Raw genomic sequence first — 25,321 nt, forward strand, 5'->3', positions numbered from 1 at the left:
GGATGGCGGTCGTTACCTCCGAACTGCTGCGGCGCCCGGCCGGGGTGCCGCCGGCTCTCCTGGCGGCCCCTACGGCTCGTGGTCCGAGAGCGGGGACGCGCTGAGGTGGATGCCGCGGTGGCCAAGGTCCGAGGCGGCCGACGTTCCGGTAGGGGCCGATCCTGGACGGGTCACCGGGACGGGCAGCAAAACCCGACCGCCAGAGTCAGCAGCGCTCACTGGGACTTCTTCCTTCTGGGCGGCCGTCCCCGCCCAGCGCCGGGTAACCGATGGCCGCCTAATCGCCGGTGCGGAAGGCGGCCAGCCGCTCACCAGCACGGGGCGGGTCACCCTCTCCCGTACCGGCGGCAGCGCCGGCTTCGGCGCACGCGCTGCTCTACACCACCTGACTGGTGCCCGGCGGGGGAGTGGAGGCGATCACCGCCGCCACCCGCCCCGAGGACACCGACCCGGCCTGGGGACTCCAACACCCCCGGCCGTACGGGCCGCTGGCGAGCGAACTCCGGCCGCTGATGCGGTGGGCCGCCGCCCTGGACGAGCAGCTCAAGGCCGACAGCGCAGCCGACTACCGCGTGCGCCTGGCCGTCGACCTGGTCCGCATCGGCCACAACACGCGTATCAACCCGCCGCCCGGTTCGGCCGACCTCCCTCTCGCCACCTGGGAGATGACCACCGAGCACCACATCGAGCTCGTCAGCAGGAAGTGGCGGACCGGATACGCCGGCCACACCACCGCCCACCTCAACCACCAGCCCGAGGAGTCCACCCGGACAACTTGGCCGTGATGTGCCAGGGCTGCCACCTGCATCACGACCGGGCCCATCACCTGGTCACTGCGGCGCCGCATCCTGGCTCTTCCCGACCCAGCGGCTCGGGAAGCCACTGACCGGCCGCCAGCTCGCCAACCGGCTCCGCAGCATCGGACTTCCCTCCGACGCCGGCGATGACGATGTGGATGGTGATGCCCCGCAGGGCGGCTTCGCTCTGGATGAGGTCGAGTTGATGGGCGGGCGCCGTCGACGAGCACGATGCAGGGCCGCCGGTGGCCGGCGTCGCGGGCTTCGGCCTGGTCGAAGGCGTTCCTCGGCCGCCGTGAGCTGCTGCTTCAACTCCTCGATCTGCCCTTGGAGTTCCTCGACCCTCGGCCGCCGCTTCTCGACGTTCCAGCTCTTCGCTCAACGAGCCCATCGCTGCCCCCAAAGTCCTGCCGCAACCGTAGGAGACACACGCCCTCCACCACAGCCCGCGCAGACATCAACCCTGCTCAGACGGTCCCCGAAGAAGAGCCTAGGTTCATGGCCCTTTGTGTTGCTGTGGCAGCGATGGGAGGGGGCGGGCTTCCTCCCGGTCTGGGGCGTCTGTGTCAGGCGAAGTCCCGGCGGCGGCCCACCGGGACCGCGAGCAGGTACAGCGGCGGCAGGAGCGCGGCCGTGCACACCGTCCACAGGGCCGCGTGCGTCCCCGCGTACGTGGCGAGCAGGCCGGCGGTGAGGGCGCCGAGCGGCTGGGCGCCCCAGGAGACGAAGCGGACGGTGGCCATGACACGGGAGAGGAGCTCAGGCGGGGACTCGGTCTGGCGGTGGGTGCGGGTGGTGATCGACCCGATGACGACGCCGAAGGCGAAGCCGGCGCTGCCCAGGGCGAACCAGTGCGCGTCGGCTGCGGACGTGGTCAGCGGGGCCAGCATTGCGGCAGCGCCGCCGGCCAGCGCGGTCCCGACGAGCACCCGGGCGGTGCCGAACCGCCGAGTCAGTCGTGCGCCAGGCGCGTTTCCCGGTCACGGACATCCCGGGGGCAGTGCGCGAGGCGCTGGCGGTGGTACGGCGGGTGGCGGCGGGGAGCTGAAGGGCGCGGGCGCGGGGACGGCCCCGGGCATGCCCGCCACGTCCGTCACGGCGACAGCCACTCCCATCCGCCAGCCGCCCCCCGGAGTTGTTCCGTACCCGACGGGGCCTGCCGTGCACCCTGATCCCCGCAGTCCCTGCAAGGGAGCCACACCCGTCCCTGATAGTCAGCGGCAGCCGAGCACAGGACGATGGCGCAGTCGCGGGTCAGCCAGCTGGCTTGGGGGTCTGTTCCAAGGGTCGGGGCCCGGCGGTTGAGGTGCTGGACCAGCTGGCCAGGATCCCGAGGGCATCAGCAGAAGGGGAGGCGGGTTCAGGGGTCAGGATCACGAAGGCCTGGTCGGGGTCGCCTTCGACGGCCAGGACCACGTAGTCGAGGGTGAGGTCGCCGACGACCGGGTGGTTGGCTCTGTCCATGAGAAGGGACAGCACTTCGACCGTGGTCCGGGAGTGTCTGGCCGTCGGCGCCGACGCGGAATGTTCACGGGTTCGGGCAGCACCGGGCCTTCCTCGCGGGCCGAGTGTGGCGGGGGCTCAACGCCAGTCGTCGATCACGTAGGCGTCGGGGTGGCTGTAGCAGGGTTCGTTGGGCCTGTGCATGGTCACGCCCTGCAACCAGGTGCGGAAACCGCGGTCGACCATTCGACGGTAGGCATCCGGGCGGCCCAGGTTCATCCCGGCGTCCAGTTGACCCAGTCCGCGCTCGGCGGCCAGCTGCTCGCACGCGCCAAGCAGTCGTTCGAACCGGTCGGCCGCCTCCGGGCCAGGGCGCACGGCGCCGAACTTGACGAAGCACACGTCCTCGCCAGCCTCCGACCCGGCTCCGCAATGGCAGACGGCCAAGCCATCGAGCTCGGAGCCGGCGCCCTGGAGCAGAATGGTGTCACCGAGCCCCTGCATGTGCGTGGCCACGATCTCGCGTTCCAGGCTCAGGCCCTCGTACACGGCCCCGGTCAGTGCGCGACAGAGGGTCAGGGCGTCGGGCTGCTCGGCGGCGGGCAGCTGGCCGTACAGCACTCGGCCGGGGACTGCGGCACTGCCTGCCACCTGCTTCTTCATGATGGCTGTGAGGAATCGGGGCCAGAAACCGTAACGGCGGTAGAGCTCAAGGTGCTTGGGACTGTGCGAGAAGGTGAACAGGCCCAGGTGGCGGTTCTCCCAGGCGTCGAAGCAGGCCATGACCGGCTCCATGAGGCGCCTGCCGACGCCCTGGTCCCACAGGTCCGGACGCACGGTCAGCGGACCGAAGTACCCGACGCTGCCCCAGTTGACGGCGAAGTTCGATCCGGCGACTTCGCCCTCGACCGTCGCTGCGAAGGCCGCCTGTGGATCGGCCGCCCAGCGAGTGCGGACGTAGTCGGCGGTCCCAAAGAACGTCTTCGGCTCAGGAGCCCCGAGGAACGTCCCGAAGGCGACCCTGAAGATCTCGTCGGCCCGATCCAGGTCCGCCTCACCCAGCGGGCGGACCGACACAGGGCCCGTGCCACTCTTGCGCTCCCCTGCCGGTGGGATCATCGCTCTCTCCTTCCGACCCCCTGTTTCATCGCACCACGTGCGCGCGCCGCAGGCGAGGCGAAAGGTCCACCGATACTCAGGGACCGAGGACCGGCCGCCCTGCCTTGCCTGTCCGCCGGGACTGCAGCTGTCACCAGGCCGAATACCGACCGGTCGAACAACGGCTACCACGGGTACCGAGGCCCAGGAAAGCCTTCCGCTCCAACCCCTTGCCGCGGTACTGACCGGCGCGGACAACCCCTACCGCGTCCTGCAGTGGCTGCGCCGAAGCCCTGCCGCTCGCCTCCTGGGACGCCTGGCCTCGATCCCGACGCGCTGGACCACGAATCCCTCGACACGCTGCCGCAACGGGCTGCCACCGTCTACGTGCGCGGGCTGCTCGTCACCGCCGGCATTCTGCCGCCACGCGATGAGAATCTCGCCCTCCTCACCAACTGGGTCGCGCGGACCGTGGCCGAACTGCCACCGCGGCACGCCAATCTCATCCGTCCGTTCGCCGAGTGGCACATCATCCGCGACGCCCGCCGACGCTCATCCCGCGGCCGATACACCTATGCCGCACACAAGGGCGACTGCGGCAACGTCCTCGCCGCCATCAACTTCCTGAACTGGCTCGACACCCAGCACCTGAGCCTCTCCCAGCTCCAGCAGCGGCATCTGGACACCTGGGCGATCGACCGGCCAACCCTGCGCTCCCGTTCCATCCCCTTCCTCCGCTGGAGCCCCGGGGCGCTGCTCGTCACCGAGGCCGGCGGGCAGATCTCCGATGCCGAGGGCCGCCCCTGGACCCCGCAGAGCGAGAGCTTCCTGGCCGCCGCGCCCGGCGTCCACGCCGAGGCCGTCGCCACGCTCTCACGCTGACCGCGCACCACAACCTGCACGCACGGAAGGACCAGATCATCATGACCACGATCGCAGTTCTCGGAAACGGCCGCGTCGGCGGCAACCTGGCCACAGCCCTCACCCGGGCAGGGCATGAGGTGACCGTGGCGGATCGCGCGCCGGGCGCCGCCGCCGCCGCTGCCCGGACAGCCCAGATCGTCATCAACGCGACCCCGGGCGCCGGCTCGCTGGACCGGCTCGTCGCCCTGCGCGAGGAACTGCGCGACAAGGTCCTCGTCGACGTCTCCAACGCCACCGTCGACGGACCGGACGGACTGCCCGCCGACCTGATCTACCCCGGTTCAAGCCTCGCCGAGCAACTCCAGGAAGCGCTCCCCGAAACGCGCGTCGTCAAGACACTCAACACCATGCTCTTCCCGGTGATGACCGCACCGGCCACGCTCACCCAGACGCCAACCGCGTTCCTCTCCGGCGAGGACCCCCAGGCCAAGCAGACCGTCCGTGAACTGCTCACCGACCTCGGCTGGCACAAGGAGTGGATCACCGATCTCGGCGGGATCCAGACGGCCCGCGCCACGGAGGCCGCGATCCTCTTCGTCCCGCACGTGATTCGGTCCAGCGGATTCGCGCCCTTCGCGATCTCGATCGCCCGCTGATCCGCACACAGTGCACCGCCCCCGGCGGGCCCACATCCAGAACGGATACGACAGCGCAGCCAGGGCCGGCGATTCAGCGCCGGACGGCGACCCGTGGCCACCCTTCCCGGGGCCGTCGGCCTCGCACCGAGGAATCGGCCCATCGCACGGCGGACGCGCTTGCGGAGCTGGTCGCGAATCTGCCCTCCGGTACCCCGCGGCGGCCGCTGGCACCGGCCTCACACTCGCCGATCCAAGTGCGCGTGGGTGTGCATGGCGCTGGCGCCGGACGGCATCACGCTGCCGCTGAAGTAGTGACCTGGCATCGATGGTCAGGCTGCCTGGCCGCAGCCGTCCGCGCCGGGGCCGTCGCCGCAGCGGGCTGACGTCGACGTCCAGGTGGGGGTCGTACGCCTCGGGCTCAAGGCCGAGTTCGTGGGTGGAGGACTCGCCGAAGCGGCGGATGTGCTCGGTCAGGTACGGCGAGATGTGGGCCAGGTCCTCGGGGGTGACGACGTGGCCCTCCTCCTGGAGCTGGCGCACGAGCTCGGCGATGCCCAGGGCGTTGTGAAAGATCACCGCGTTCGTGAGCAGAGCGTTGAACTTCGCGGTCTTCTCCTGCTCGACGGGGTCGTTGTCGGTGATGACGCCACCGTTGCCGAAGCCGATCCACTGGGAAAAGCCGTTGAACGCCTTGACCTTGTTCGTGGCCGGGTGACCCGCCGGCGCAATGGGGCATCCGAGAGGTAGTGCAGCAGCTGGACGTTACGGATCACACGGCCGACCTCACGGAAGGCGGTGTAGGTGGCGTTCTTGCGTGAGCCCGTGCGCAGGCGACGCAGCAGCAGAGGTCGGCCTGCGCGGAGGGCAGTGCGATGTTCATGATGGTGGTGGTGTCCAGGACCACCATCAGCTGGGTGAGGCCCAGCACGGCCGGGACGCGCCCGCGACGCGGTGGCGCGACTCTGGGCTCAGTGGCCGCAACGGGTGCGGTGCTCATGACGTACTCCAGAAACGAGGCAGGAAAGAAAGAGAAGAGAAACGGGCGCACGGCGGAGGCCGGCCTAGGGGCGGCGGGCGATCCAGGCGGTGCGTGTCGTGCGGACGCTCAGGTCACCGCGGCGCACGATGCCGAGCGGGTGGGTCTCGTCCAAGAGGGCGTCGAGGGCGGCCAGATCATCTGCTTCCAGCGCGTCGTCGGCGTGGGAGCGCAGCTTGGTCAGACAGACCTGCGCGTAGCGGCCCAACGCCGGACCGGCCTGGGAGGCGGTGAGGCGGATTTCGAAGGGGCGGCGCGCGTCCACGGTGAAGCCGGCGTTCATGAGCGTCCGGTCCCATTCGTGCGGCGGCTCGGTGTTCGTCACGGCGTGCAGCCGTGCCTCCAGCCCAGGGCGGCCGACGCCGGCGTCCTCGGGCAGGAAGCGCGGGAAGAAGTCCATCTCGCTGACCGCGAGCTGACCGCTCGGCCGCAGCTGCCCGTACGCCTGAACCAGCGTCCGGGCCGGATCGCTCAGGTGGTGCAGGAAGGCAGCGGCCCACATCAGGTCGTACGGCTCCCCTTTGCCGGGCAGGGGCCATGGCTCGTCCAGGTTCGCCTCCAGCGTGCGGATACGTCCTGCGACGCCGTGGGTGGCTGCCTGCTTCTGCAGCCGGTGCAGCATCTGGGGTGAGAGGTCCGCTGCCGTCACCGACGCGGCGGGGAACCGGTCGGCGAGCGCGAGACTGCCGGTGCCGGGACCACTGCCCACGTCCATGATCCGCGCCGGGACGGAGTCGGCGAGATTCGCGATCCAGTCGGTCAGCTCCGTGAGGTACGGCTTGAGGACCTCGGCGTCCAGCTCCAGCAGCTCCGCCATCGCGACGTCGAAGCCGCTCGCACGCAGCCTGCATCGCGGTGGCAACCGACGGCTGAACAGCGTTCTCTACGCCACGGCGATCGTCCAGCAGAGGTTCCACCCCGGTGCACGGGAACTGCTGGCCCGGCACACGCCTACGAAGGGCGCCCGAGGCGCTCGCCGCATACTCAAGCGACACCTAATCGATGTCATCCACCGGGCAATGGTCCGGGACCGAGCCTCCTGGCTACACCACATCGCGCAGCACCAGCTCACTGCTTGGCATGGAAGCGTCAACGGCCTGATCCGGCAGTATTTGCCCAAGCGCACGAACCTGTCCCTCCACACCGCTGACGACTTCCGCGCCATCGAGCGCCGGCTGAACAACCGACCCCGCAAGACACTTAGTTGGCAGACCCCAGCTCAAGCATTCGCCGCAGCTCTGGCACTCTGAGCCTGCAACGTTGCGACGACCATGCGAATCCGCCTTAGAACCCAAGCGCCGGAACTGGGCCACGATTCAAGCGTCGCCGACAGACCACCACCGCGACGCTGAGGGACACTCACCCACATCGAGTACCACCGCACGAATCATGCTCCGCAGGTTAGACGGTCCAGTACGACGGCAAAGCTGCCCTTTCGGACTGCGGCCGGCCGATCCCGTCCAGGCTCCCGGCCGTTCACAGAGGCCAACGGGCTAACCACCGACCGACAGGTCATGGGTCCGCCACCTGGAGGGGCGGCCTGCCGGTGATGATCACGGTGCCGCCCGCCGGCATCCAGGACCGCGACGCCACCCTCCTGCTGTCTGTCCCTTCGTCGGCTCACTGCGCCGTCAGGTTGGCCCTTCGCAACTGTGTGTCGCGGTTCGGTAACACGGGGCGGAGCAGGTGGGTGATCGTCGATAGCCTGGCGCTGCTCAACCGGGCCGCCTGCCAGCGTAGTTTCGAACAGGAATCCATGTGTCTTCGCTTTGTACTCCACCGCACAGATCAGCGCTGTGGGGTGCGTTGCCGGCGTACGTTTCCCGGCCCGGCGCCGCGGGCGGTCTGTCGGTAGGGGGCAAGTGCCCGCGGCGTGTGATCCGCCCGCCGAGAGACACGGATGGCGCGGAAGATCCGGCCCCCCTGTGCCTGAATTGAGCCAGGCGCCTTGATGGCGGCTCGATTCCTTCTGCAGTGAACGAAGAACGAAATCCCAGTACCCCCGTGTCACGGTTCCTGACGTGCAGGGGGCGAGCCGAAAGTGAACTGTCCCGCGTCATGCGTGTTGAAGACCTGTCGAAATCAGCCCCGCCGGCCACCGCCGCTCGTACAGTAGGGGAGGGCGAACGATGGGGCGGGGGCGTGATGGATCCAGCTGTTCTGGCGGCGACATCAGCATCGATCGTGGAAGCGCTGACCACCGACGCCTGGCAGCATGTGCGGGACCGGATGGTGCAGTTGTTCCGCAACACGCATCCCGAACAGGCTGACGGTGTCTCTGCTCAGCTCGAAGAGGCACGCGAGCTGATGCTGGCCGCCCAGGGCGACAGTGATGCCCGGGTCGAATACGAGTTGACCGTCACCTTGCAGCGGCGACTGCAGGATCTCATGGGTGATGACTCCTTGGCGGACTACCACCTGCAACTCTTCCTCGGTGAACTGCTGGCGTTATCCCCGGGCGGCGAATCCCCTCTTTTGCCACCGCTGCACCAGCCGCGAGCCTTACGCGGTCCCGGGCAGCAGGTGGTGGTTGCCAGTCCCTACGATCGTGCCCTTCCGGTCGTCCCGTCCTCCAGCGCTTTGGTGCCAGCCCATTCCGTACTTGACCGGTTGGGCGGCGCCGCGCGGATGCTGCCCCGTGCAGTGCCGACGTTCACCGGCCGGGACGAGGAGATGCGCGAGTTGCTCCACGTGGCGGAAGCCACCGAGACCTCGCCTGTGTACCTGCTGCACGGCATGCCAGGCGCCGGGAAAACCGCTCTGGCCGTCCGCGCGGCCCACCAACTGGCCGAAAAGTTTCCCGACGGCCAGGTGTTCATCAACTTGCGCGGCCACGATCCCGGCGACAGCCCGGCCGTGCCCTTCCAGCTCCTGGGCTCCTTGCTTACGGCTGCAGGCATTCCTTCGGAGGTGCAGCCGGAGAGTGTGCACGGCCGCGCCGGACTGTGGCGCAGTTGGCTGTCGTCCAAACGAGTGCTGATCATCCTCGACGACGCCGCCGACTTCAGCCAGGTCGAGCCGCTGCTTCCCGGCTACACAGGCTGCCTGACCGTGGTGACGAGCCGCCTTCGGCTCGACGCCGCAGAGGTGACCAAAGCGGTACCCGTCGATGTCCTGTCTCCCGAGACATCGGCGAAGCTCTTCGACCGCCTGCTCAGACACCGCGGGTTCGAGGGAGAAGCGGACGGCGCGCAGGAGATTGCCCGTCTGTGCGGCAACCTGCCGCTCGCCTTGGTACTTGCGGCTGGCGTCCTGCTCGCGCACCCCACCTGGCAGGTCCCCCACCTCGTGGACGAACTGTCCCACACAAGACGCCGCATCACCCGGCTGGCCGGCGGTCAGGCATCTCTCACCAGTGCGCTCAGCACCTCCGTGCGCAGCCTCGAGGCCACCGAGCAGAGATTCCTGCGTCACCTGTGCATGCACCCAGGACCGGAGCTGGAGAAACGGGCAGCCGCCGTACTGGCCGGAACGACCGTGGAGTACGCCGACACGTGCCTCGACTCCCTCTACAGACACAGCCTTCTCACGGAGATCTCCCCGGGACGCTTCCGGATGCATGTGCTCCTCACCTCCTACCTCAGCGCCGCATCACCAGACGAACTGCAAGACGCGGAAACGGAGGAGGAGCCCCGGCGGCGACTGGTCGACTACTACCGGCGCACCGCCGTAGCCGCCTACCTACTCGAGACCCACCAGGACTTAGCGGAACTGCAGATCCAGCTTCCCGAGTCCGCACCGGCCATGAACGGTCCGTCTCAGGCCGCAGCCTGGCTCGCATCCGAGCTGGACAACCTAGCCGCATGCACCCAATACAGCGCAGACCACCCGGAAGCCGTGGCCGACCTCGCCACCATCGTGGCCGCCTACCTGCTCCGCGAAGGTGACGACGGACTGCGCACGGCACACGACCTCATCCATGCGAGCCACCACAGAGTCTCCAGCCGCGGGGACACGCGCGCCGAGGCCCTGTTCACCCACCTGTCCGGACTGCTGGCCATCGCAGGCAGCGACCTCGAACGCGCTGTGACGGAGCTCGATCGCGCCGCCCGGATCAGCCGTGACGACAGATGGGATCTCGGCTCGGCACGAGCTCTCTACACATTGCACCTTGCCCTCAGACTGGACGGCCGTACCGACGAGGCCCGGACCGCTCTCGAAGAGGCCATGCAACGCTTTGACCAGGTCGGCGACCGCCAAGGACTGAGCAAGGCGCAGCAGCAGGCCGCCCTCCTGCCAGGCGTCCTACGCGAACCGTCGCTGGCAGCGCCCACAGATCTGGCCGTTGTCGCTGCAGCGGACGACTTTCTGACACAGCTGGAGAACCTCACCCTGGCCATGCACGCCCAGCGCGGCCCCCGTAACGCTCTCACATCGGGGAACGGGACCCCCGCACCCGAATCCGGAGCTCCCGCAGTGCCACACAGCGGTGGCAGCGGGGACGAACCCCCGGGGAGACCCCCAGGACCTGCGGGCTCCTTCGAGGACGACGACTGGCCCGATCCAGCCGCATCCGACCCCGGCGAACACTCCTACCAGGGCGACGCCGGCCCGAATCCGGAGCTCTCCCTAGACGACCTCGACGCGGTCGACGCCCAGCACATCAACTTCTGGTTCACCGACACCCCACCGGACGACGAACCGCTGCGCGCAGGGCAGAGCTACACCGGCTGCTTCCAAGTCGGCCCCGACCACCCGGACAACCTGACCGCGGGCGAGCCCGGCCAGCGCATCATCCCGCCCGACGACATCCCCGACTCCGGACTCCTCACGCACTGGCTCGTATGGTCCACCACCAGCGAACTCACGCTTCCCGACACCGGCGATGCGCGAACAAGCGAGGGCATCACGGCCGCAGGGGACGTCCAGCAGTGGATGGTCGAGTTCGACCTCCTCATCCCACCGCACGGGGAGTCCGAGGAACGCTTGGTCAACATCACACCGCGAACTCCTGGCACAGCACGCATCGATGTACAGGTCCTGGTGGACAGCGACCCCTATCGTGACCTGACCATCGAGTTCCCTGTTGAGGAGGCCCCTACGGGATCAAACCCTCACGACGGAGACCTCCCCACCGAGCCCGACATTCAAAACGCCCAGGACCAGGCAGCCGACCTCCCGGCTCCCCGCCCCTCCACGCCGCCGCCGGCTGTCCCTCACGAAGCCGCTTCCACCGGCCAAGTCCATAAAGCGTTACGGCCGCACCAGCGTCACCGGGGCCTGGTCCTACAGGCACGCCGCGGCAGACCTGCTCGCGAAACCGCCCTTCGCAGCCCACACCTATGGCAGCGAGCGCACAGCACCCTGTCGCTGTTCGTCACTCCGCCAAGCGCCTGGTGGGAGATGGAAGTCGATGGCGCGAAGAGGGGCTCGGGGATCATCGACTGGACGCCCTTGCCCGCAGCCGAACAGCGAGTCCACGAAGTCCAGGAAGCTCTCGAGAGGTACCGGCAAGAGCGGGCCGATCGCTGCAATACCATCTCTGCCTCGGACATCGCCGCCCGGCTCAAGGCCTTCCAGCCACGCACCAACTGGGCCGATTTTCCTCGCGCGTCCGATGAGGATGAACATGCCTGGACCGAGGACGCATGCAGCGCCGAAATGCAGGACCTTGCCCACGCCGGCCGCCAACTCTTCCACTCCATGTTCCCCCGGAAAAGCAAGCTGGAATCACTGGTCAGCGAACTCGCCCCCGGCGACCGGCTGCGCATCTACTGGAAAGACTGCAAACCACAGCATGTCCCTTGGTCACTCCTCTACCGCGGCACTCCGCCCAGCGCAAGACAGCCCGTCGAGCCACACGACTTCCTCGGCCTACGGCTGAGGATCACCCATGTGCCGCACCCGATGAGCGGCCCCCGGTCAATCGATGAGGACGCAACCCGAGCTCATCTCATGTACTGGGGCGGACTGCCGAACGACGCAACCCAGCAAACAGCACAGGAGCACGCCCTCGAGCTCGCGAACTGGCGACCGCAGATCCTTCCCACCCAGATGGAACGCCGCAAGGAAGAGCTGTCAAGGTTCCTCATCGACCCTGCACCCGTTGAGCTCATCTATGTCTTCTGCCAGGCATCAACCGGAGCCGGCAACAGGCCCAGCCTGCGATTCGGTAGCACCAACGACCCCTGCGACGTCCTCAATCTGGCAGACATGGGCGACGCGGACCTCGACGACCATCCACTCGTCTTCTTGAACGCCTGCGAGACGTCCGCGGCACACCACACCTACAGCAACGAACTGCAGAACAAGTTCCTCGAACGCGGCTGCCGCGCTTACATCGGCACTGAAAGCAAAGTGCCCACCACTTTCGCCGCCCGCTTCGCCTGCGTCTTCTTCCACTTCCTCTACACCCGGCCCCGTAACGGCGCACCGACCGCAGCCGGCGAGGCACTTGCCCAAGCCCGCAAGTTCTTCTGGGACGAATACCGCAGCATCGGCGGCCTCTTCTACAACTACATCAACGACGACCAGATCTTCGTCGCCCACCCCGACGAAGTTGCCGCCCTGCGTCAGCCCAGCCGATCGGCCCTCCAAACCAGTTGAGGCAAGCGTGACACCACAGCACCACCCCGACGACATCACCAACCGCTACCTCACCGGCGACACGCACACCAGAATGACCCTGGTACGCGACCCCGGGGCCGCCACCGCCCTGCGCGCCCTGCTCGGCGCCCGCGCCTACACCGAACTCGTAGAACTGGCCGGCCCCCCACCACAGCATCACCTGGGAGACACAGAGGCCACCAACCTCATCTTCGTCCCCGGAGTCATGGGCAGCATCCTCGCCAGCACCGGCCTGGGCGGAATCTGGTGGCTCGACATCAAGTCCCGCAACCGCATCGATAGCCTCGCACTGTCCGCCGACGGCCTCAGCGATGCCCACCCGTCTTTCAAAGTCAGCCCCGTCACCGTCGACTCCCTCTACGAAGGCTTCCTTTTCCCCGCCGCACGACGACCGGACACCCAGCCGCTCGCCTTCCCGTACGACTGGCGCAAACTCCTCCACACCAGCGCCGACCACTTCCGTCAAACCGTGCTGGACTGCCGCGCCACAGCCCACCCACGAAGCCCCATCAACGTTGTCGCCCACAGCATGGGCGGCCTCGTCGTCCGCACGGCCCTCATGCGTCACCCTGAACTGTGGCAGCACATCGGCAAGGTCGTGTTCCTCGGCACGCCGCACTACGGATCGCCCGCCATCGGCGGCTACCTGAAGAACCACCTGTGGGGCTTCGAACTACTGGCCCTCCTCGGCCGCTATCTCTCTCGCGAGACGTTCCGTACTCTGCACGGCGTCATCAGCCTGCTGCCGGCACCGGCTGGCATCTACCCCGCAAGCTCCGACGAACCCAGCACACAAACCCCCTACGACCACCCCTGCGGCAACTTCGACTTCTACGACGTCGGCGCCTGGCGGCTCAACCTCGCCCCCGCACAGGAACTGCACCTGCAGTCCGTACTGGACGCAGCCGCCCGCCAGCACCGCGATCTTCACACATGGCACCAGTCACTCGACCAGGCACTGCGCGACCGTATGGCGGTCATCGCCGGCACCGGCTTCAAGACGCTCTTCCGACTCGCCTACAACAAGCGCATGGGGTTCCTGTGGCAGCACATGGACCGCATCACTACCCGCATCCCTCACCATGCCGACCGCGACGGAGACGGCCGAGTCCCGCTCGCCTCAGCACGCCTGCCCTGGACCGCGGAGACCCGCTACATCAACGGTGAGCACGGCAGCCTCCCCAACCTCCCCGACGTCCAGCAAGACGTCTGGCGCTTCCTGAAAGACCAGCCCATGCAGTTGCCCACCAGCTCCAAGGCAGCCATGGGCGAGCACCTCGCCCCCACATCCCACAGCATCTCGGCGCTCGCCCTGCCCCAGCTTCCGGCCCAGCGCGCGTCCGACGATCCCGGCTACCTCAACATCACGGCCCCCACGGCAGCAAACATTGCCGAACTCGAGAGCAGGCTCGACAGCGGCGACCTGCAGGACTTCATCCGTACCCGCCTGCTGTGACGAAGGTCCCCTGCGCCAGGTCGAGCATTCGTGGTCAGCGGATGCCGCAAGGTCGCCGACCAGGCGTGATCCTGGGCGGTGGGGCGATGACGGCACAGCGGCAGATGGCGTAAGGACCGCGGAGTCGAGGGGATGGAGTTGCTTCGTGCGCAGGCGTGTCAGGGCGCCCGATGGGCGTCACCTCATGGTCGAGCGGTTGGGTGACCCGAGAGGGAGAGCGATCTTCCTGCTCCATGGCACGCCAGGGAGCAGGCTCGGTCCCGCGCCGCGGGGAATGGTGCTCTACCAGCGAGGTGTCCAACTGATCATTTACGATCGGCCGGGCTACGGGGGGTCGGATCGCCTCGAGGGGCGCAGCGTGGCTGACGTGGCTGCGGACGTCGTAACGATCGCGGACGCCCTGGGCATCGAGCGGTTTGCCGTCGTCGGTCGCTCGGGGGGCGGCCCACATGCCCTCGCCTGCGCGGCCCTGCTGCCGGACCGGGTCACTCGCGCAGCCGCCCTCACCAGCCTGTCTCCCTGGGGGGAGGAGGGGGTCGACGGCTTCGACGGCATGGCCGAGCAGGTCGTGCGCCAGTACGCCACCGCCGGGGCCGGTGCTCATGCCGAACCCACAAGGCGTCAGCGGCTGTTGCGCGAACACCTCAAGGACCCGGTCACCCTTCTCACCGAGCTGCGCCGGGAACTCACCGACTCGGATCGGACGGTGATCGCTGACGCCGGCGTCCGATCGATGCTGATGCGGCACTACAGGGAAGCACTGCGTACGTCGTCGAATGGCTGGATCGATGACGCCCTCGCCTTCACCACGCCGTGGGGCTTCGACCTCAGAGACATCCGCGGGCCGGTGCTGCTGTGGCACGGCGCACATGACGAATTCTCTCCAGTGGAACACTCACGCTGGCTGGCTGAACGCATTCCCGGCGCGACGGCCGTCAACGAACCCAATGCCGCACACTTCGATGCACTTCACGTCTTGCCCCGTGTACTGACCTGGCTCTGTGACGAACACACGTCAGAGCCGTTCGCCGGACCCCTGGTCACGGGCGCTCACGAAGAGCCGTCCCTCCGCAGCGCACAAGAACCACACTCGGCGAGCGGCGAGAACAGGGGTGCGCACCATGCCCCGCATCATAGGCCCGATCACGGACAACGCCCCTCCGGCATCAGTCCTCCGGGACCACCCAATCCGCCAGACCCGCTTCCAATTCCCGGTGCCGAACCCCACCGTCTGGTCGCCGAGTTGGCGGAGCAGTCCTCGCCGGACCGGGTCCTGCCGCTCCAGGTACAGATCATGTGCGGAGCCATTCGCGGCATGCCCGTACTACCTCTCGTACTGCCGCCCGAGGGGGCCTGCCTGACCATCACCGTCCACGCGCCGGGTCTGCTGGCCCTGGACGACCTCCAGCAAGAAGTGACGGTTTACCCGGGCAAGAGCTCCGCCCCCCTGCGTTTCGGCCTGCGGACAGTCGTCTGCGGCACGCATGTCGTAACCGTACGGGCCTTTCGCGGGGCGACCTGCCTTGGCGAGGTCCGCTGCCCGCTCACTGTGACACCGCACAGCGCCACCCGGGACGGACCGCAGCGCCACACCCCGCTGGACAGCATGGCGAACGACCCGGGTGAGACCACACTGCTGGTCGACCGGGACGAAACCACAGGAGCCTACAGCTTCCGCCTCATCGGCCGGACCTGCCACGAGGCCCAGACGTTCCAGTTCCGCAGCCAAGATCCCCACCACGCCCGCGAGCAGATCTATCGGGAACTGTGCCGACTGGCCCAGGACGCGCACGGTCCGGGCCAGGGGAGTAGCCGATTGAACCGTGGTGCCTCACAAGACGCCGATCTCAAATACCGGCGCCTTCAGAACCTCGGTGTCCAGCTGTGGTCTTCGGCCGTCCCTCCTGCGGTGCAACGCCAGTTCTGGGAGCAGGCCTCAGACATCACATCTCTCACAGTTATCGGCGAACACGACATCCTGCCCTGGGAGTTGCTCTACCCGGTCAACGGCCAGAGCTTGGCCGGCGGGTTCCTCTCCGAATGGATGCCCCTCGTACGCCGAATCTACGGTCAGGACCGCGTCCGCCGACTGTCCCTGGAACAGGCCGCCTTCGTGGTACCGCCCGGATCCCCCGCAGACGCCGCAGACGAAGTCGGCCGCGTCCGTGCCTGCATCGGCGCGGCGAAGCCGCACACCGCACCGGTCACAACCCATCGCGAACTGGCCGAGTTGATCGACCTCGGTCAAGCAGGGCTGCTCCACTTCGCTTGCCACAACGCCTTCTCGGCCAAGGGCTCCAGCGTCACGATGGCCGACACGGTCTTCGATCCGATCGACCTGAGCACGGCCGCCGAATCACGTTCGCTGCGCGACGCACGACCGCTCGTCTTCCTCAACGCCTGCCGAAGCGCAGGGGAGATCGACTGGTTCGGTACCTCCCTGGGCTGGGCACCGCAGTTCCTGCGCGCCGGGGCCGGAGCATTCATCGGCACGCTCTGGCCCGTACGTTCGGACTCGGCATTGGTCTTCGCCGACTCCTTCTATCAGCAACTGACCACGGGCGGGCAGACACTTGGCGACGCCTCGCTCGGCGCCCGCCGCGCCATCCGCGAGAGCGGCGGAGACCCCACTCGGCTGGCGTACGCGGTGTACGGGAACTCGTCGGCGCGGGTCTACGGGGGAAGCGGGCTCGTGCCTACGGATGACTGACATACGCGAGTGTCGACGAGGACGCCGAGCGTTCGAGTTTGCCGTGCGCCTCGCCGAGGTCACTGTCCCGCTGGGCTTCGCCGGGCCCACCGCGCTCGCCGTGCCGGAGTGCGGCGGGGAGAGGCGTGCGCAGGTGACGGCAGGAGGGGGTCTACGTCATCATCCGGTCAGGTGGTGCCCGTTTGACGAAGACCATGCGCGTTGATCTCGGTGGACGCTACCGTCAGTGCCCTGCCCCTTACAGCAGGGGCTGGAGGCAGCCGGGGGGGATCTGATGCTGACCGAGAGCCTGGTGGCGTTGGCTGCCGCAGCAGGGACCGCTGTCGTGCAGGCAGTGAACTCCGAAGCGTGGGCCGGACTGCGGCACCGGATTGCCGCATGGCTTGGCCGTGGTGATCCCCTACGCGAGCGCAGAGAGCTGGAGCGGCTGGACCGCACCGCAGCCGAACTGAACTCCACGAGTGACAGTCAAGCCAGGCGGCTGCGGTTCCGCCTTGAGGTCGTTTGGCAGACTCGTATCGAGATATTTGTCGAGGATCTGCCCGAGCCAGAGCAACAGCGAGCCGCAGCTGAACTCAGAGCTCTCCTCGACCTACACTCCTCCGTCGCTGGGAGCGGTGGGCAGCGGCATGCCCTTGACCATGTTCTCGTTGCGCCGGGCACCGGTATGGTCCTGGGCGGTGCGCTCGGAACAGTTGTGGTGCATCGAAATGTGTTACATGGCGTTGAGCATCCCTTGGTCGGCGTCCAACGGCTGCCCACATTCTGGTCCAGCCGAGACCTGCCTCCTGTCGGGCCCGGCCGGGCGCTGGTCCTCGCCAACGCTCATGGCGTTTACGAGGTCTATATCGAGCCGGGCCGACCCGGATTCACGGATGCAGCCGGTAGGCGCTACACCTCGGTCTTCGCGGTGGACGTGCGCGAGCATTACACGGATTTGGACATCCTCCTGCCCGACTCACAGGGAGCGACGTCTTTCAGAGCGATCTTCAGTCTCGCCTGGCGAGTCTCGGACCCTGCTGTATGGCTGGCAAGCGGACAACGTGGTGTTGCGGCGTTACTGCGGTCTGAGGTGGAACAACTCGCCCCGACGGTCAGCCGACGCTATTACGGTCATCGAGCAATGGACCTGGCTCAGGATCTGGACCGCCGCATCAGTCAGATGGAACCGGCGCCCGGACTGACGGTGCGGGGTGAGGTACGGGTCCTCCAACCAAGCGTTCGGGTCGGAGAGCACGATCGTCAGGACAGGAGGGCGCGGTTAGAGCATCAGGACATCGCCGCAGAGGAGGCCCCCTGGACGGCCTATCCCGGGTTCTCAGACGATGAGGAGGAGCAACCGCCTGCCGATGGGCCCCCGCTCATCGGTTACCCGGGATCCGGATCCCGTCTTCCTCCTCCTGCGGCGGGGCGCACTGATGAGAGAGAACCTCGTCGTTTGGTGGCGGAGCTTGCTGAGCAGGCCCCGCCGGGCCGCGAGGTGCCACTGCAGGTGCAGATCGTCCGCGGCGGTGCTACAGGTGTGGCGTTGCGTGCGTTCGCCATCCCGGCTGGGGGCGCTCGGCTGTTGATCACGGTTCATGCCCCAGGGCTGCTGGCATTGGGGGACCTGCAGCAGGAGGTGCTGGTCGAGACGGGCCGGGATTCCGACGTTCTGGTGTTCGGACTTCGTGCGATGCGGCCAGGGCTGCACACGGTCACAGTGCGTGCGTTTCGCGGTGGTTCTTTCCTGGGCGAACTGCGGGTGCAGATCTCGGTCGAGGGAGGAGTGCCCACACGCGACGGCCCGCCTCGAACCGCTCTGCTGGATTCGCTGGCCATGGATCCCGGTGAGGTGACCTTGCAGGTCCTCAAAGCGGCTGACGGTTCCTACAGTTTCCAGCTGCTGAGCGAGACCAGCTACGCCCCGGAGGCCTTTCACGTCAGGGCAGGAAATCCGAGGCAGGCCACGGAGGACATCTACCGGGAGCTGCGCACAGTCGCGGCCGTGGCCGGCGGTGAGACCGACGCGGAGGAGGTGCGTGAGCGCCTGCGGGATTTGGGGGTGGCGCTGTGGAGGGCCGCAGTGCCGGAAGCGGTGCGGCGCCAGTTCTGGCAGGAGACGGGCAGCATCCGTGCCTTCACGGTGCTTGGTGAGCACGATCTTGTCCCGTGGGAGTTGCTTTACCCGCTGGACGGGACGGACGAGGGCGAGGGGTTTCTCGCGGAGTGGCTGCCCATCGTTCGCCGGGTCTTCGGTCAGGACCGAGTACGACAACTTGCCCTGCCTCAGGCCACATTCGTAGTCCCACCCGGGTCGCCGCGGGAGGCAGAGCAGGAGGTTTCTGCGCTTCGGGCCCGATTCGGGCCTGCAATGGCCTATGGCGGCACACTGACCCGGCGCTCGCAAGTCCGCAGCGCAGTCCGTGGCGGTCTGCCTGGACTGTTGCATTTCGCCTGCCACAACGCTTTTACCGAAGCAGGATCCCGGGTGGCCATGGCCGACGGCGAATTCAGTCCCAGGGACCTCTCCTACGCTCAGGGGGCCGGCGCGCTGCGCGCGACGCGGCCGCTGGTGTTCTTCAATGCGTGCCGCAGCGCAGGGCAGATCGACTGGTACTCCACATCGATGGGCTGGGCCCCGGGATTCCTCGAGGCAGGTGCCGGGGCGTTCGTGGGCACGCTGTGGCCGGTGCGCTCCGACTCCGCGCTGGCCTACGCGGACGCCTTCTACCGCCACCTCGTCTCCGAAGGCCTGCCTCTGGGGCAGGCCTCGATGCAGGCCCGGCAGGCCATCCGGGCTCAGGGCGGGGATCCGACGTGGCTGGCGTATGCCGTCTACGGCAGCCCCGCCGCCTGCGCCACCACGACATGACCCGCACCGGCCCCCGATGAGCTGCAGGAGCAACGCATGGACGAGCCCGCCTTCGTCATCCACGGTGTCGGCAACCGTGACCATGACGGCTTCACCGCCACCGTCGCCTCCTTGGAGGCTGCCGCCCAAGTCACCCTACGTCCGGTTTACTGGGGCGATCTCGGCGCCGACGATACCTTCGTCGACCTGGCGCTGCCCCTGCGCCCCACCGCACAGCCAGGACTGCGCGACGAAGCTGGCACCAGCGCCCTTGAGGATGCCGAGACGGCTGCCGTCCTGGCGTCCCTGCTGCGCGGCACCAAACCCGCAGGCCCCCTCCTGGAACCGCCGCCGCCCGTACGCGAGGGAGTACACGACGGCCTGGCAACCGACGACAGCGGGCTGCGCACCAGCGGAGCAGACCCGGAGACCGAGCAGCTCATCCTGGACACGCTCGCCGAACAATGGCCTGCCACTCGCTGGCTCGCGGCCACCGACGACGAGGCCCTGCTGCGAGAGACCGGCAGAGCGATCGCCGACGCGGTGAGGACCGAGACCGACGACCCGTGCGAGAGGGGGCTGCGCGGCCCCGGATCGGACGGGGAGAAGCAGCGCAGCCTGATCCGGCGCCGCCTGGCAGACCTGGACCGGGTCGCCGGAGCCGCCATCCAGGCGGTCGCCCGCCGGGCCAACCACGCGCTACGCACCCGCTTCGGGCCCGCCACCACACGCTTTCTGGGCGACGTGCTGGTCTACCAGCGTCACCGCGCGGCCATCCAGGCACGGGTTCGCGAACAAATCGCCGCCGTCGACCCTCGCCTGGGCGCTACCCCTGACCACCGCGTGCGCGTGGCCGCGCACAGCCTTGGCGGCGTGATCGCCGTCGACATGGCTACCGCCCAGGACCCTCTGTGGATCTCCTCCCTGGTCACCTTCGGCTCCCAGCCCTCCTACTTCCACCTGTGCGACCCTCGAGGCGGCCAGCTCACTCCCTATAGGCCGGACACGCCGGTCGCTCTTCCGGCCTCACTGGGCCGATGGACGAATCTGTGGCAGCCCCTCGACGTCCTGGCCTTCGCCGCCTCCCGCATCTTCCGCCTCGTCGACGGAACACCGCCCGTCGACGTTCCGCTCCCGCATACAGCCAGCGCCGGGCTGTGGACCCACTCCGAATACTGGGAGATGCCGCAGCTGGCCACCGTCATCGCCGACACACTGAGCCCGGCCCGCTGATCTCCCGCGAGCCTCCCCGGCCCGGCTTGGCTGCCAAGGGGGGTGGGCCGTCCGGTGAGCATCGCCTCGATCTGCTCGGCCAGCACCGGGCTGGCAAGCGCGACGGCCTCGGCCACCGTCCCCTCCGTCCACACCTGAGCCATCGCACCGCTTCCGGCCCCATTCGGGCCGCAGATGACGACGGCGGCCGACCCCAGCGTTGGTGGGGTCGGCCGCTCGTCATCTTGCCACCGCCAGCCTGCAGCCAGGTGAGGTGCACCGTCTTCGCGCCGCCCAGGGCAGAGTGGATCACGTCCGGCGGCGTAGCGATGTACCGCTGTCGTTGCCTGGCCGCGCGGTCGCGAAGTCAAACCGTTCCGGCTGCGGGAGAGGCCAGGTGCTACCTGCATCGCCGTCGGCCGTCCCGTGGGGAGGCCGCCCACGTGGCAGCACACGGCGGGCATGGTGGGGCCTCCGCCGGGGAGTGGAGGATCACCCGCCGTCACAGCCTTGCACTGGATTCGGCACACAACAGGGTCGTGACTGGAACTTTGTCGCAGGTGACGGGTACGGGTACGTACCCGTACCCGTACCCTGAAGGATGGGAAAGGAGCGCAACGATGTCCGACGCCAACGTCCGTATCCCCGAGGAAGCCAAGGACCGGCTCGCCGCGATAGCTGCCGCTGAGGGACTGTCCCTGCGCGCGTATCTCGCCCGTCTCGCCGAGACACTGCTGACTCCGGATGAGCGTGCCGAGCGGGCCGAGAAGGCCCTGGCCGCATTGAAGGAATGGAACGGCTACGCCCCGACCGCGGCTGAGGAGCAGGACTTGGACAGCGAACTGGACCGGCGCCTGGCTCAGGTGACCGGCCGGTGAGCGACGCCGTGCACATCGTCCTGGACGACACCGCGATGGCTGCAGCCGGCCAGGGCAACATCCTCGCCTCCCGCCTGATCCACCGCGCCCACGCCGAAGCGAATTGGTTTCTGTACGCCCCGGCGTGCGCGTTAGTCGAAGCCGATCGCGCCCGGACTGGCACCGCCGAGCATCTGGCCTCCCTCCCCGGCATCACCGTCCTCGATCTGGACATGGCCGCCGCCCTGGCCGTCGCGCGGCAGGAGACCTGGGCAGCGGCCCATAGCCAGTACGTGGCACTGCCCACCCCGGACCGTCCCGACGGCGCGATCATCGCCACCACCGCCCCGCACCGGTGGGAAGTGGAACCGGTCCGCGTACTGGACCTCAACCCCTGATCACAGCGCGCCAAGGGATACGGCACCGACGACCAGCCCATCTGGCAAGAAGCAGGCCTTCTCGACCGCGCCGTCGGCGGTGGTGGTCCAGCCCCGCGCGCCGGAGTCGTCGCTGCGCCCCGCCGCCACGGTCTGCCGAAGCATGGCGGATCACATCGCGCAGCCGTCCGAACAGAGATGAACGGCCCACATCATCGGAAGGCTTCATCGACATGCCTGTCGATCACCACGGTCGACGACGTCGCCGCGGTCTCACGGGCTGTCAGAAGTCACGCTGCGCACACCAGCAGTCGGGTGACCGAGGGGGCCTGTGAGTCTGGGCAGGATGTCGTCGAAGCCCGCCGACAAGCGTGCGACACCATGTGATCCCTTGGCGGACGCCGCACCACCCGGGCTCCTCCCGGTGTCATGCTCGTAGTGCGCACCACTCAGTGGGCCTGACCGGAAGGTTTGAATCCCTTTTCCCGGCGCAGTCGATAACTGAACTCAGGCGTACGAAAAGAGAACGGGAGAGGACCATCATGGGCATCATCGCGTGGATACTCATCGGCTTGCTCGCCGGAATGATCGCGAAGCTTCTGATGCCCGGCAAGGACCCCGGCGGCATCATCATCACCATGCTCATCGGCATCGCCGGCGGCCTTCTCGGAGGCTGGCTCGGCAAGGTCATCTTCGGCGTCGACTCGATCGACGGGTTCTTCGACCTCTCCACATGGGTCGCGGCGATCGTCGGCTCCCTGATCCTGCTCGCCCTCTACCGGCTCATCGCGGGAAGCAGGCGCTCCCACCGGCACGTCTGACGGGCGCGCGCCAAACCCAGAGACGAAGAGGCAGCGAGGTGACGGTGCGTCTCTCCTTCTTTGACGAGGAGACCGCACCAGCGGACGACGTCTGGACGCCATGCTGGAAAACCGCATGGACCGCCTAGAGGAGCGGACACGGCTCAGGCCCGACTGGCCGCATACGCTGGAAAGGTGCGCCTGCTACTGACCACCGACACCCATCTGCCCACGAAGGCCAGGGCGCTGCCGGAGGAACTCCTCGACCGGATCGCCGACGTCGACGTGGTCATACACGCCGGAGACTGGGTGGACACCGCTACCCTCGACCTTCTGGAGGCGCGGGCGAAGCGACTGGTCGGTGTGTACGGCAACAACGACGGGGCGGATCTGCGGGCCCGGTTGCCCGAAGTGGCGCGCGTGGAACTGGAAGGGCTCCGCATCGGCGTCGTCCACGAAACGGGCCCGGCGCCGGGGCGCGAACGGCGGTGTATCGCGCGGTTTCCCGACCTGGATGTGCTGGTCTTTGGGCACAGCCACATTCCGTGGGACACGACAGCCGACAGCAGGCTGCGCCTCCTGAACCCCGGTTCACCGACCGATCGCAGGCGTCAGCCGTACTGCACGTACATGACCGCCGAATTGGCAGCAGGTGCCGTCGGCCAGGTGCGGCTGCACCGGCTGCCGCGGTTGCTGACCGCGTCCCAGTGAAGAGCCCGGCGTCCCGCTGTCCGGCGCGGTCGGCGGGCCTGGTCGGCCTGGGCACATGCGACGGAAACTGCCGGCTTTCGCGGTGTCACCCCTGCCCTTCGAGTTGCGGCACGAAGGGCAGGAGGTCGAGTTCTCGTCATGAACAACGCTGTAGCTGTTCTCCGGGGGGGGCGTACTGGCGGGCCCGCGCATGCCCTTCGGAGTCCCGTGATCCTGATCATGTAGTACGACAATTCACGCCGGGGTACGCTGCGTCTTATTTGCCGCGCGACAACAGTCGGGTTCGCGATTTGAGACCGTGAGTCAGTGGCCTGTTCATGGCCGTGGCGCGTCCTGCCTTCCGGCTGGGTGCCGCGCTTGGCGACATCAGCTCGGCTGAACCCACCCAGTGAAACACCGCGGCAGCCAACAGGACCAGCACGCGGCCCTGCTAGGCCGTTGCCGGCAGCTCACCCTCTCGGCGCTTCATGATCACGTCTGCCGGGTTTCCTCCCAGCGGCCAGGGCACCCGTGGGATGCGGTTGGGCGGCTGCGGTGATGAGGGACGGGGGCACGGAGTGCGCAGGCTCCGTGCCCGGCCCCGCAAGCCACCGGCGAGGGTGGACATTCACCGCCGTGCGCCGCTCACGGAGGCTCGGGCAGCAGCCTTTTGATTTCGAAGGTGTATGCCTGCTCGGTAAGAACCTTGTGGTTGGCGTCGATCAGCCCGGCCCGGGCTTCGTAGAGCCCCTGCGCGGCCGGTCACGGGGCGTCCGCTCGGCTAGAAGTACCACCTCATAGGGCCCCTCCGCTCTGAAGTCCACCAGGACACCTCGCGACTGGCCACTTCCGCACCGTCTTTGCACCACACGTCTACGGCTTTCAGGCCTTCGAGGGCGTCACCTACGACCCGGAAGTCAGGACAGCCCGGCATTCGGTTCCTTCGCGCAACACCACCGGGGCCGGGGGCTCGGAACTCGACCCATTCTTGACCGCGCGCAGGCTGGCGCGATCCCCTGTTGTGCATCCTCGCCCACGCTGTACGCGAGAGGCGCCTTCAAAAGTGCCAGGTGACGGTCCCATCGGCCGATGTCAGGACCGCCAGAACAAGCAGGTCTGCGGTACCGAGAGCGAGGCTCAAGTAGCGGGGCGTTTGTGGTCGCGTAGCCCCAGTAAGCGGGGATGGCGCAGCATGCCGTCGCGGGTCCACTCGGTGAAGCCAATTTGTGCCACCAGTTCCGGGCGCACCCAGTGGACGGCTCGCTCCCGGCTCGCGTCGTGGAAGGGCGACATGTTGTTCCGGAGAGCATCAAGACGGTGCCGCAGATCCGCAGCGTGCGGGTGTCGTATCCGGTGCCGACTTTTCCGGCGTAGCGCAACCGGCCGTTCTCGTAGTAGCCGAGGAGGAGCGCCCCGAAGCCAACTTTGTTGCCGGTCGGTTCGGTGAATCCACCAATTACGAACTCTTGGACACCGCCGCATTTGAGCTTCAGCCAGTCGGTCGAGCGCCGGTGGACGTAGGGCGCGTCCGCCCGTTTGGCGATCAGGCCCTCCCACTCACGGGTACATGCGCCGTCGAGCAGTTCGGGCGACCACACATTTCGGTGCGTGGTGAAGCGCAGCGGCTCCTGAAAGGCGAAGACGTCACGTAGCAGTGCCTTGCGGGTACGCAGGGGAAGACGGGTGAGGTCATGGCCAGGCGCAGCAGATCGAAGAGGTAGTAGAAAACGGGGAGGTCCGTAGCACGTGCGGCGCGGGGGTCGGTGAGGCCGCTGCGCTGCTGGACAGAGGAACCCAGCCGTACTAGTTACCAGTCCAATCCGATCAGTCTCCGCAGAGGCATCCCGTACGCCTCGCAGACAGCCGACCGGGCCTTCGGACCTCCCGACGACAGCCCAGCGCCGGCTTTCCGGCCTCGGCTGCACGGAGCACCACCGATCGCG

The 25,321-nt window shown here is 67.9% G+C and carries 16 protein-coding genes and 5 pseudogenes; 13 read left to right on the top strand and 8 right to left on the bottom strand.

Annotated features, from left to right (window positions below; genetic code table 11):
• Positions 1-392: 392 nt before the first annotated feature.
• Complete coding sequence (locus ACWDZ6_RS21130; RefSeq protein WP_451504065.1) at positions 393-785, top strand: hypothetical protein; 393 nt, start codon at positions 393-395, stop codon at positions 783-785.
• Positions 786-1,363: 578 nt separating this feature from the next.
• Here ACWDZ6_RS21130 and ACWDZ6_RS21135 read toward each other — a convergent pair.
• The 3 genes and pseudogenes from ACWDZ6_RS21135 to ACWDZ6_RS21145 all read right to left on the bottom strand — a co-directional run bounded on the left by ACWDZ6_RS21135 (position 1,364) and on the right by ACWDZ6_RS21145 (position 3,359).
• Complete coding sequence (locus ACWDZ6_RS21135; protein WP_451504066.1) at positions 1,364-1,726, bottom strand: hypothetical protein; 363 nt, start codon at positions 1,724-1,726, stop codon at positions 1,364-1,366.
• A 325-nt stretch (positions 1,727-2,051) separates the two neighbouring features.
• Positions 2,052-2,291 (bottom strand): annotated as a pseudogene (locus tag ACWDZ6_RS21140) (MmyB family transcriptional regulator); the annotation flags it as partial.
• 87 nt (positions 2,292-2,378) lie between these two features.
• Positions 2,379-3,359 (bottom strand): GNAT family N-acetyltransferase, encoded by a 981-nt coding sequence (locus ACWDZ6_RS21145; RefSeq protein ID WP_451504067.1) that lies wholly within the window; start codon positions 3,357-3,359, stop codon positions 2,379-2,381.
• A 723-nt stretch (positions 3,360-4,082) separates the two neighbouring features.
• Here ACWDZ6_RS21145 and ACWDZ6_RS21150 point away from each other — a divergent pair.
• Both ACWDZ6_RS21150 and ACWDZ6_RS21155 read left to right on the top strand, forming a co-directional pair.
• A pseudogene (locus tag ACWDZ6_RS21150) lies at positions 4,083-4,220 on the top strand (3'(2'),5'-bisphosphate nucleotidase CysQ); the annotation flags it as partial.
• A 41-nt stretch (positions 4,221-4,261) separates the two neighbouring features.
• Positions 4,262-4,858, top strand: a complete 597-nt coding sequence (locus tag ACWDZ6_RS21155; RefSeq protein WP_451504068.1) for an NADPH-dependent F420 reductase — start codon at positions 4,262-4,264, stop codon at positions 4,856-4,858.
• A 486-nt stretch (positions 4,859-5,344) separates the two neighbouring features.
• On the opposite strand, the pseudogene ACWDZ6_RS21160 reads toward ACWDZ6_RS21155, so the two are convergent.
• From ACWDZ6_RS21160 to ACWDZ6_RS21170, 3 genes and pseudogenes are all read right to left on the bottom strand, one after another.
• Positions 5,345-5,685, bottom strand: a pseudogene (locus tag ACWDZ6_RS21160) (Tn3 family transposase); the annotation flags it as partial.
• Complete coding sequence (locus tag ACWDZ6_RS21165) at positions 5,610-5,837, bottom strand: hypothetical protein (protein WP_451504170.1); 228 nt, start codon at positions 5,835-5,837, stop codon at positions 5,610-5,612. The pseudogene ACWDZ6_RS21160 and the gene ACWDZ6_RS21165, both read right to left, overlap by 76 nt.
• Before the next feature lie 64 nt (positions 5,838-5,901).
• The gene (locus tag ACWDZ6_RS21170) at positions 5,902-6,693 is read right to left on the bottom strand and encodes a class I SAM-dependent methyltransferase (RefSeq protein WP_451504069.1); all 792 of its coding nucleotides are present in this window, start codon (positions 6,691-6,693) and stop codon (positions 5,902-5,904) included.
• A 1,328-nt stretch (positions 6,694-8,021) separates the two neighbouring features.
• Between ACWDZ6_RS21170 and ACWDZ6_RS21175 the strand changes: the two genes are divergently transcribed.
• From ACWDZ6_RS21175 to ACWDZ6_RS21210, 8 genes and pseudogenes are all read left to right on the top strand, one after another.
• Complete coding sequence (locus ACWDZ6_RS21175; RefSeq protein WP_451504070.1) at positions 8,022-12,422, top strand: NB-ARC domain-containing protein; 4,401 nt, start codon at positions 8,022-8,024, stop codon at positions 12,420-12,422.
• A 7-nt stretch (positions 12,423-12,429) separates the two neighbouring features.
• Positions 12,430-13,899: a lipase family alpha/beta hydrolase gene (locus ACWDZ6_RS21180; RefSeq protein ID WP_451504071.1), complete on the top strand. Its 1,470-nt coding sequence runs from the start codon at positions 12,430-12,432 to the stop codon at positions 13,897-13,899.
• 145 nt (positions 13,900-14,044) lie between these two features.
• Positions 14,045-14,908: pseudogene (locus ACWDZ6_RS21185) on the top strand (alpha/beta hydrolase); the annotation flags it as partial.
• Between the two features lie 27 nt (positions 14,909-14,935).
• Positions 14,936-16,609, top strand: a complete 1,674-nt coding sequence (locus ACWDZ6_RS21190; protein ID WP_451504163.1) for a CHAT domain-containing protein — start codon at positions 14,936-14,938, stop codon at positions 16,607-16,609.
• A gap of 274 nt (positions 16,610-16,883) precedes the next feature.
• On the top strand, positions 16,884-19,463 hold the full coding sequence (locus tag ACWDZ6_RS21195) for a CHAT domain-containing protein (RefSeq protein ID WP_451504072.1): 2,580 nt from the start codon (positions 16,884-16,886) through the stop codon (positions 19,461-19,463).
• A 36-nt stretch (positions 19,464-19,499) separates the two neighbouring features.
• Positions 19,500-20,675: a hypothetical protein gene (locus tag ACWDZ6_RS21200; protein ID WP_451504073.1), complete on the top strand. Its 1,176-nt coding sequence runs from the start codon at positions 19,500-19,502 to the stop codon at positions 20,673-20,675.
• A gap of 599 nt (positions 20,676-21,274) precedes the next feature.
• Positions 21,275-21,532 (top strand): hypothetical protein, encoded by a 258-nt coding sequence (locus ACWDZ6_RS21205; protein WP_451504074.1) that lies wholly within the window; start codon positions 21,275-21,277, stop codon positions 21,530-21,532.
• A complete protein-coding gene (locus tag ACWDZ6_RS21210) occupies positions 21,529-21,909 on the top strand; it encodes a hypothetical protein (protein WP_451504075.1) in 381 nt (126 codons plus the stop codon). Before ACWDZ6_RS21205 ends, ACWDZ6_RS21210 begins: the two co-directional genes overlap by 4 nt.
• On the opposite strand, the gene ACWDZ6_RS21215 is transcribed toward ACWDZ6_RS21210, so the two are convergent.
• A complete protein-coding gene (locus ACWDZ6_RS21215) occupies positions 21,910-22,053 on the bottom strand; it encodes a hypothetical protein (protein ID WP_451504076.1) in 144 nt (47 codons plus the stop codon). It abuts the gene before it with no gap.
• 377 nt (positions 22,054-22,430) lie between these two features.
• Between ACWDZ6_RS21215 and ACWDZ6_RS21220 the strand changes: the two genes are divergently transcribed.
• Both ACWDZ6_RS21220 and ACWDZ6_RS21225 read left to right on the top strand, forming a co-directional pair.
• Positions 22,431-22,709, top strand: coding sequence for a GlsB/YeaQ/YmgE family stress response membrane protein (locus ACWDZ6_RS21220; RefSeq protein ID WP_366733799.1), 279 nt, complete (start codon positions 22,431-22,433; stop codon positions 22,707-22,709).
• A 174-nt stretch (positions 22,710-22,883) separates the two neighbouring features.
• Entirely contained in the window at positions 22,884-23,399 is a 516-nt protein-coding gene (locus ACWDZ6_RS21225) for a metallophosphoesterase family protein (protein WP_451504077.1), read from the top strand.
• Between the two features lie 1,116 nt (positions 23,400-24,515).
• On the opposite strand, the pseudogene ACWDZ6_RS21230 reads toward ACWDZ6_RS21225, so the two are convergent.
• Positions 24,516-25,303, bottom strand: a pseudogene (locus ACWDZ6_RS21230) (ATP dependent DNA ligase).
• Positions 25,304-25,321 lie beyond the last annotated feature (18 nt).

It is taken from the genome of Streptomyces sp. NPDC002926 (assembly GCF_053591755.1).

Coding starts and splice junctions, on each gene's coding strand:
- ACWDZ6_RS21205 (WP_451504074.1), top strand. CDS start 21,275: ATGTCCGACGCCAACGTCCGTATCCCCGAGGAAGCCAAGGACCGGCTC.
- ACWDZ6_RS21170 (WP_451504069.1), bottom strand. CDS start 6,693: ATGGCGGAGCTGCTGGAGCTGGACGCCGAGGTCCTCAAGCCGTACCTC.
- ACWDZ6_RS21145 (WP_451504067.1), bottom strand. CDS start 3,359: ATGATCCCACCGGCAGGGGAGCGCAAGAGTGGCACGGGCCCTGTGTCG.
- ACWDZ6_RS21195 (WP_451504072.1), top strand. CDS start 16,884: ATGCTGACCGAGAGCCTGGTGGCGTTGGCTGCCGCAGCAGGGACCGCT.
- ACWDZ6_RS21155 (WP_451504068.1), top strand. CDS start 4,262: ATGACCACGATCGCAGTTCTCGGAAACGGCCGCGTCGGCGGCAACCTG.
- ACWDZ6_RS21175 (WP_451504070.1), top strand. CDS start 8,022: ATGGATCCAGCTGTTCTGGCGGCGACATCAGCATCGATCGTGGAAGCG.
- ACWDZ6_RS21165 (WP_451504170.1), bottom strand. CDS start 5,837: ATGAGCACCGCACCCGTTGCGGCCACTGAGCCCAGAGTCGCGCCACCG.
- ACWDZ6_RS21200 (WP_451504073.1), top strand. CDS start 19,500: ATGGACGAGCCCGCCTTCGTCATCCACGGTGTCGGCAACCGTGACCAT.
- ACWDZ6_RS21220 (WP_366733799.1), top strand. CDS start 22,431: ATGGGCATCATCGCGTGGATACTCATCGGCTTGCTCGCCGGAATGATC.
- ACWDZ6_RS21215 (WP_451504076.1), bottom strand. CDS start 22,053: ATGCTTCGGCAGACCGTGGCGGCGGGGCGCAGCGACGACTCCGGCGCG.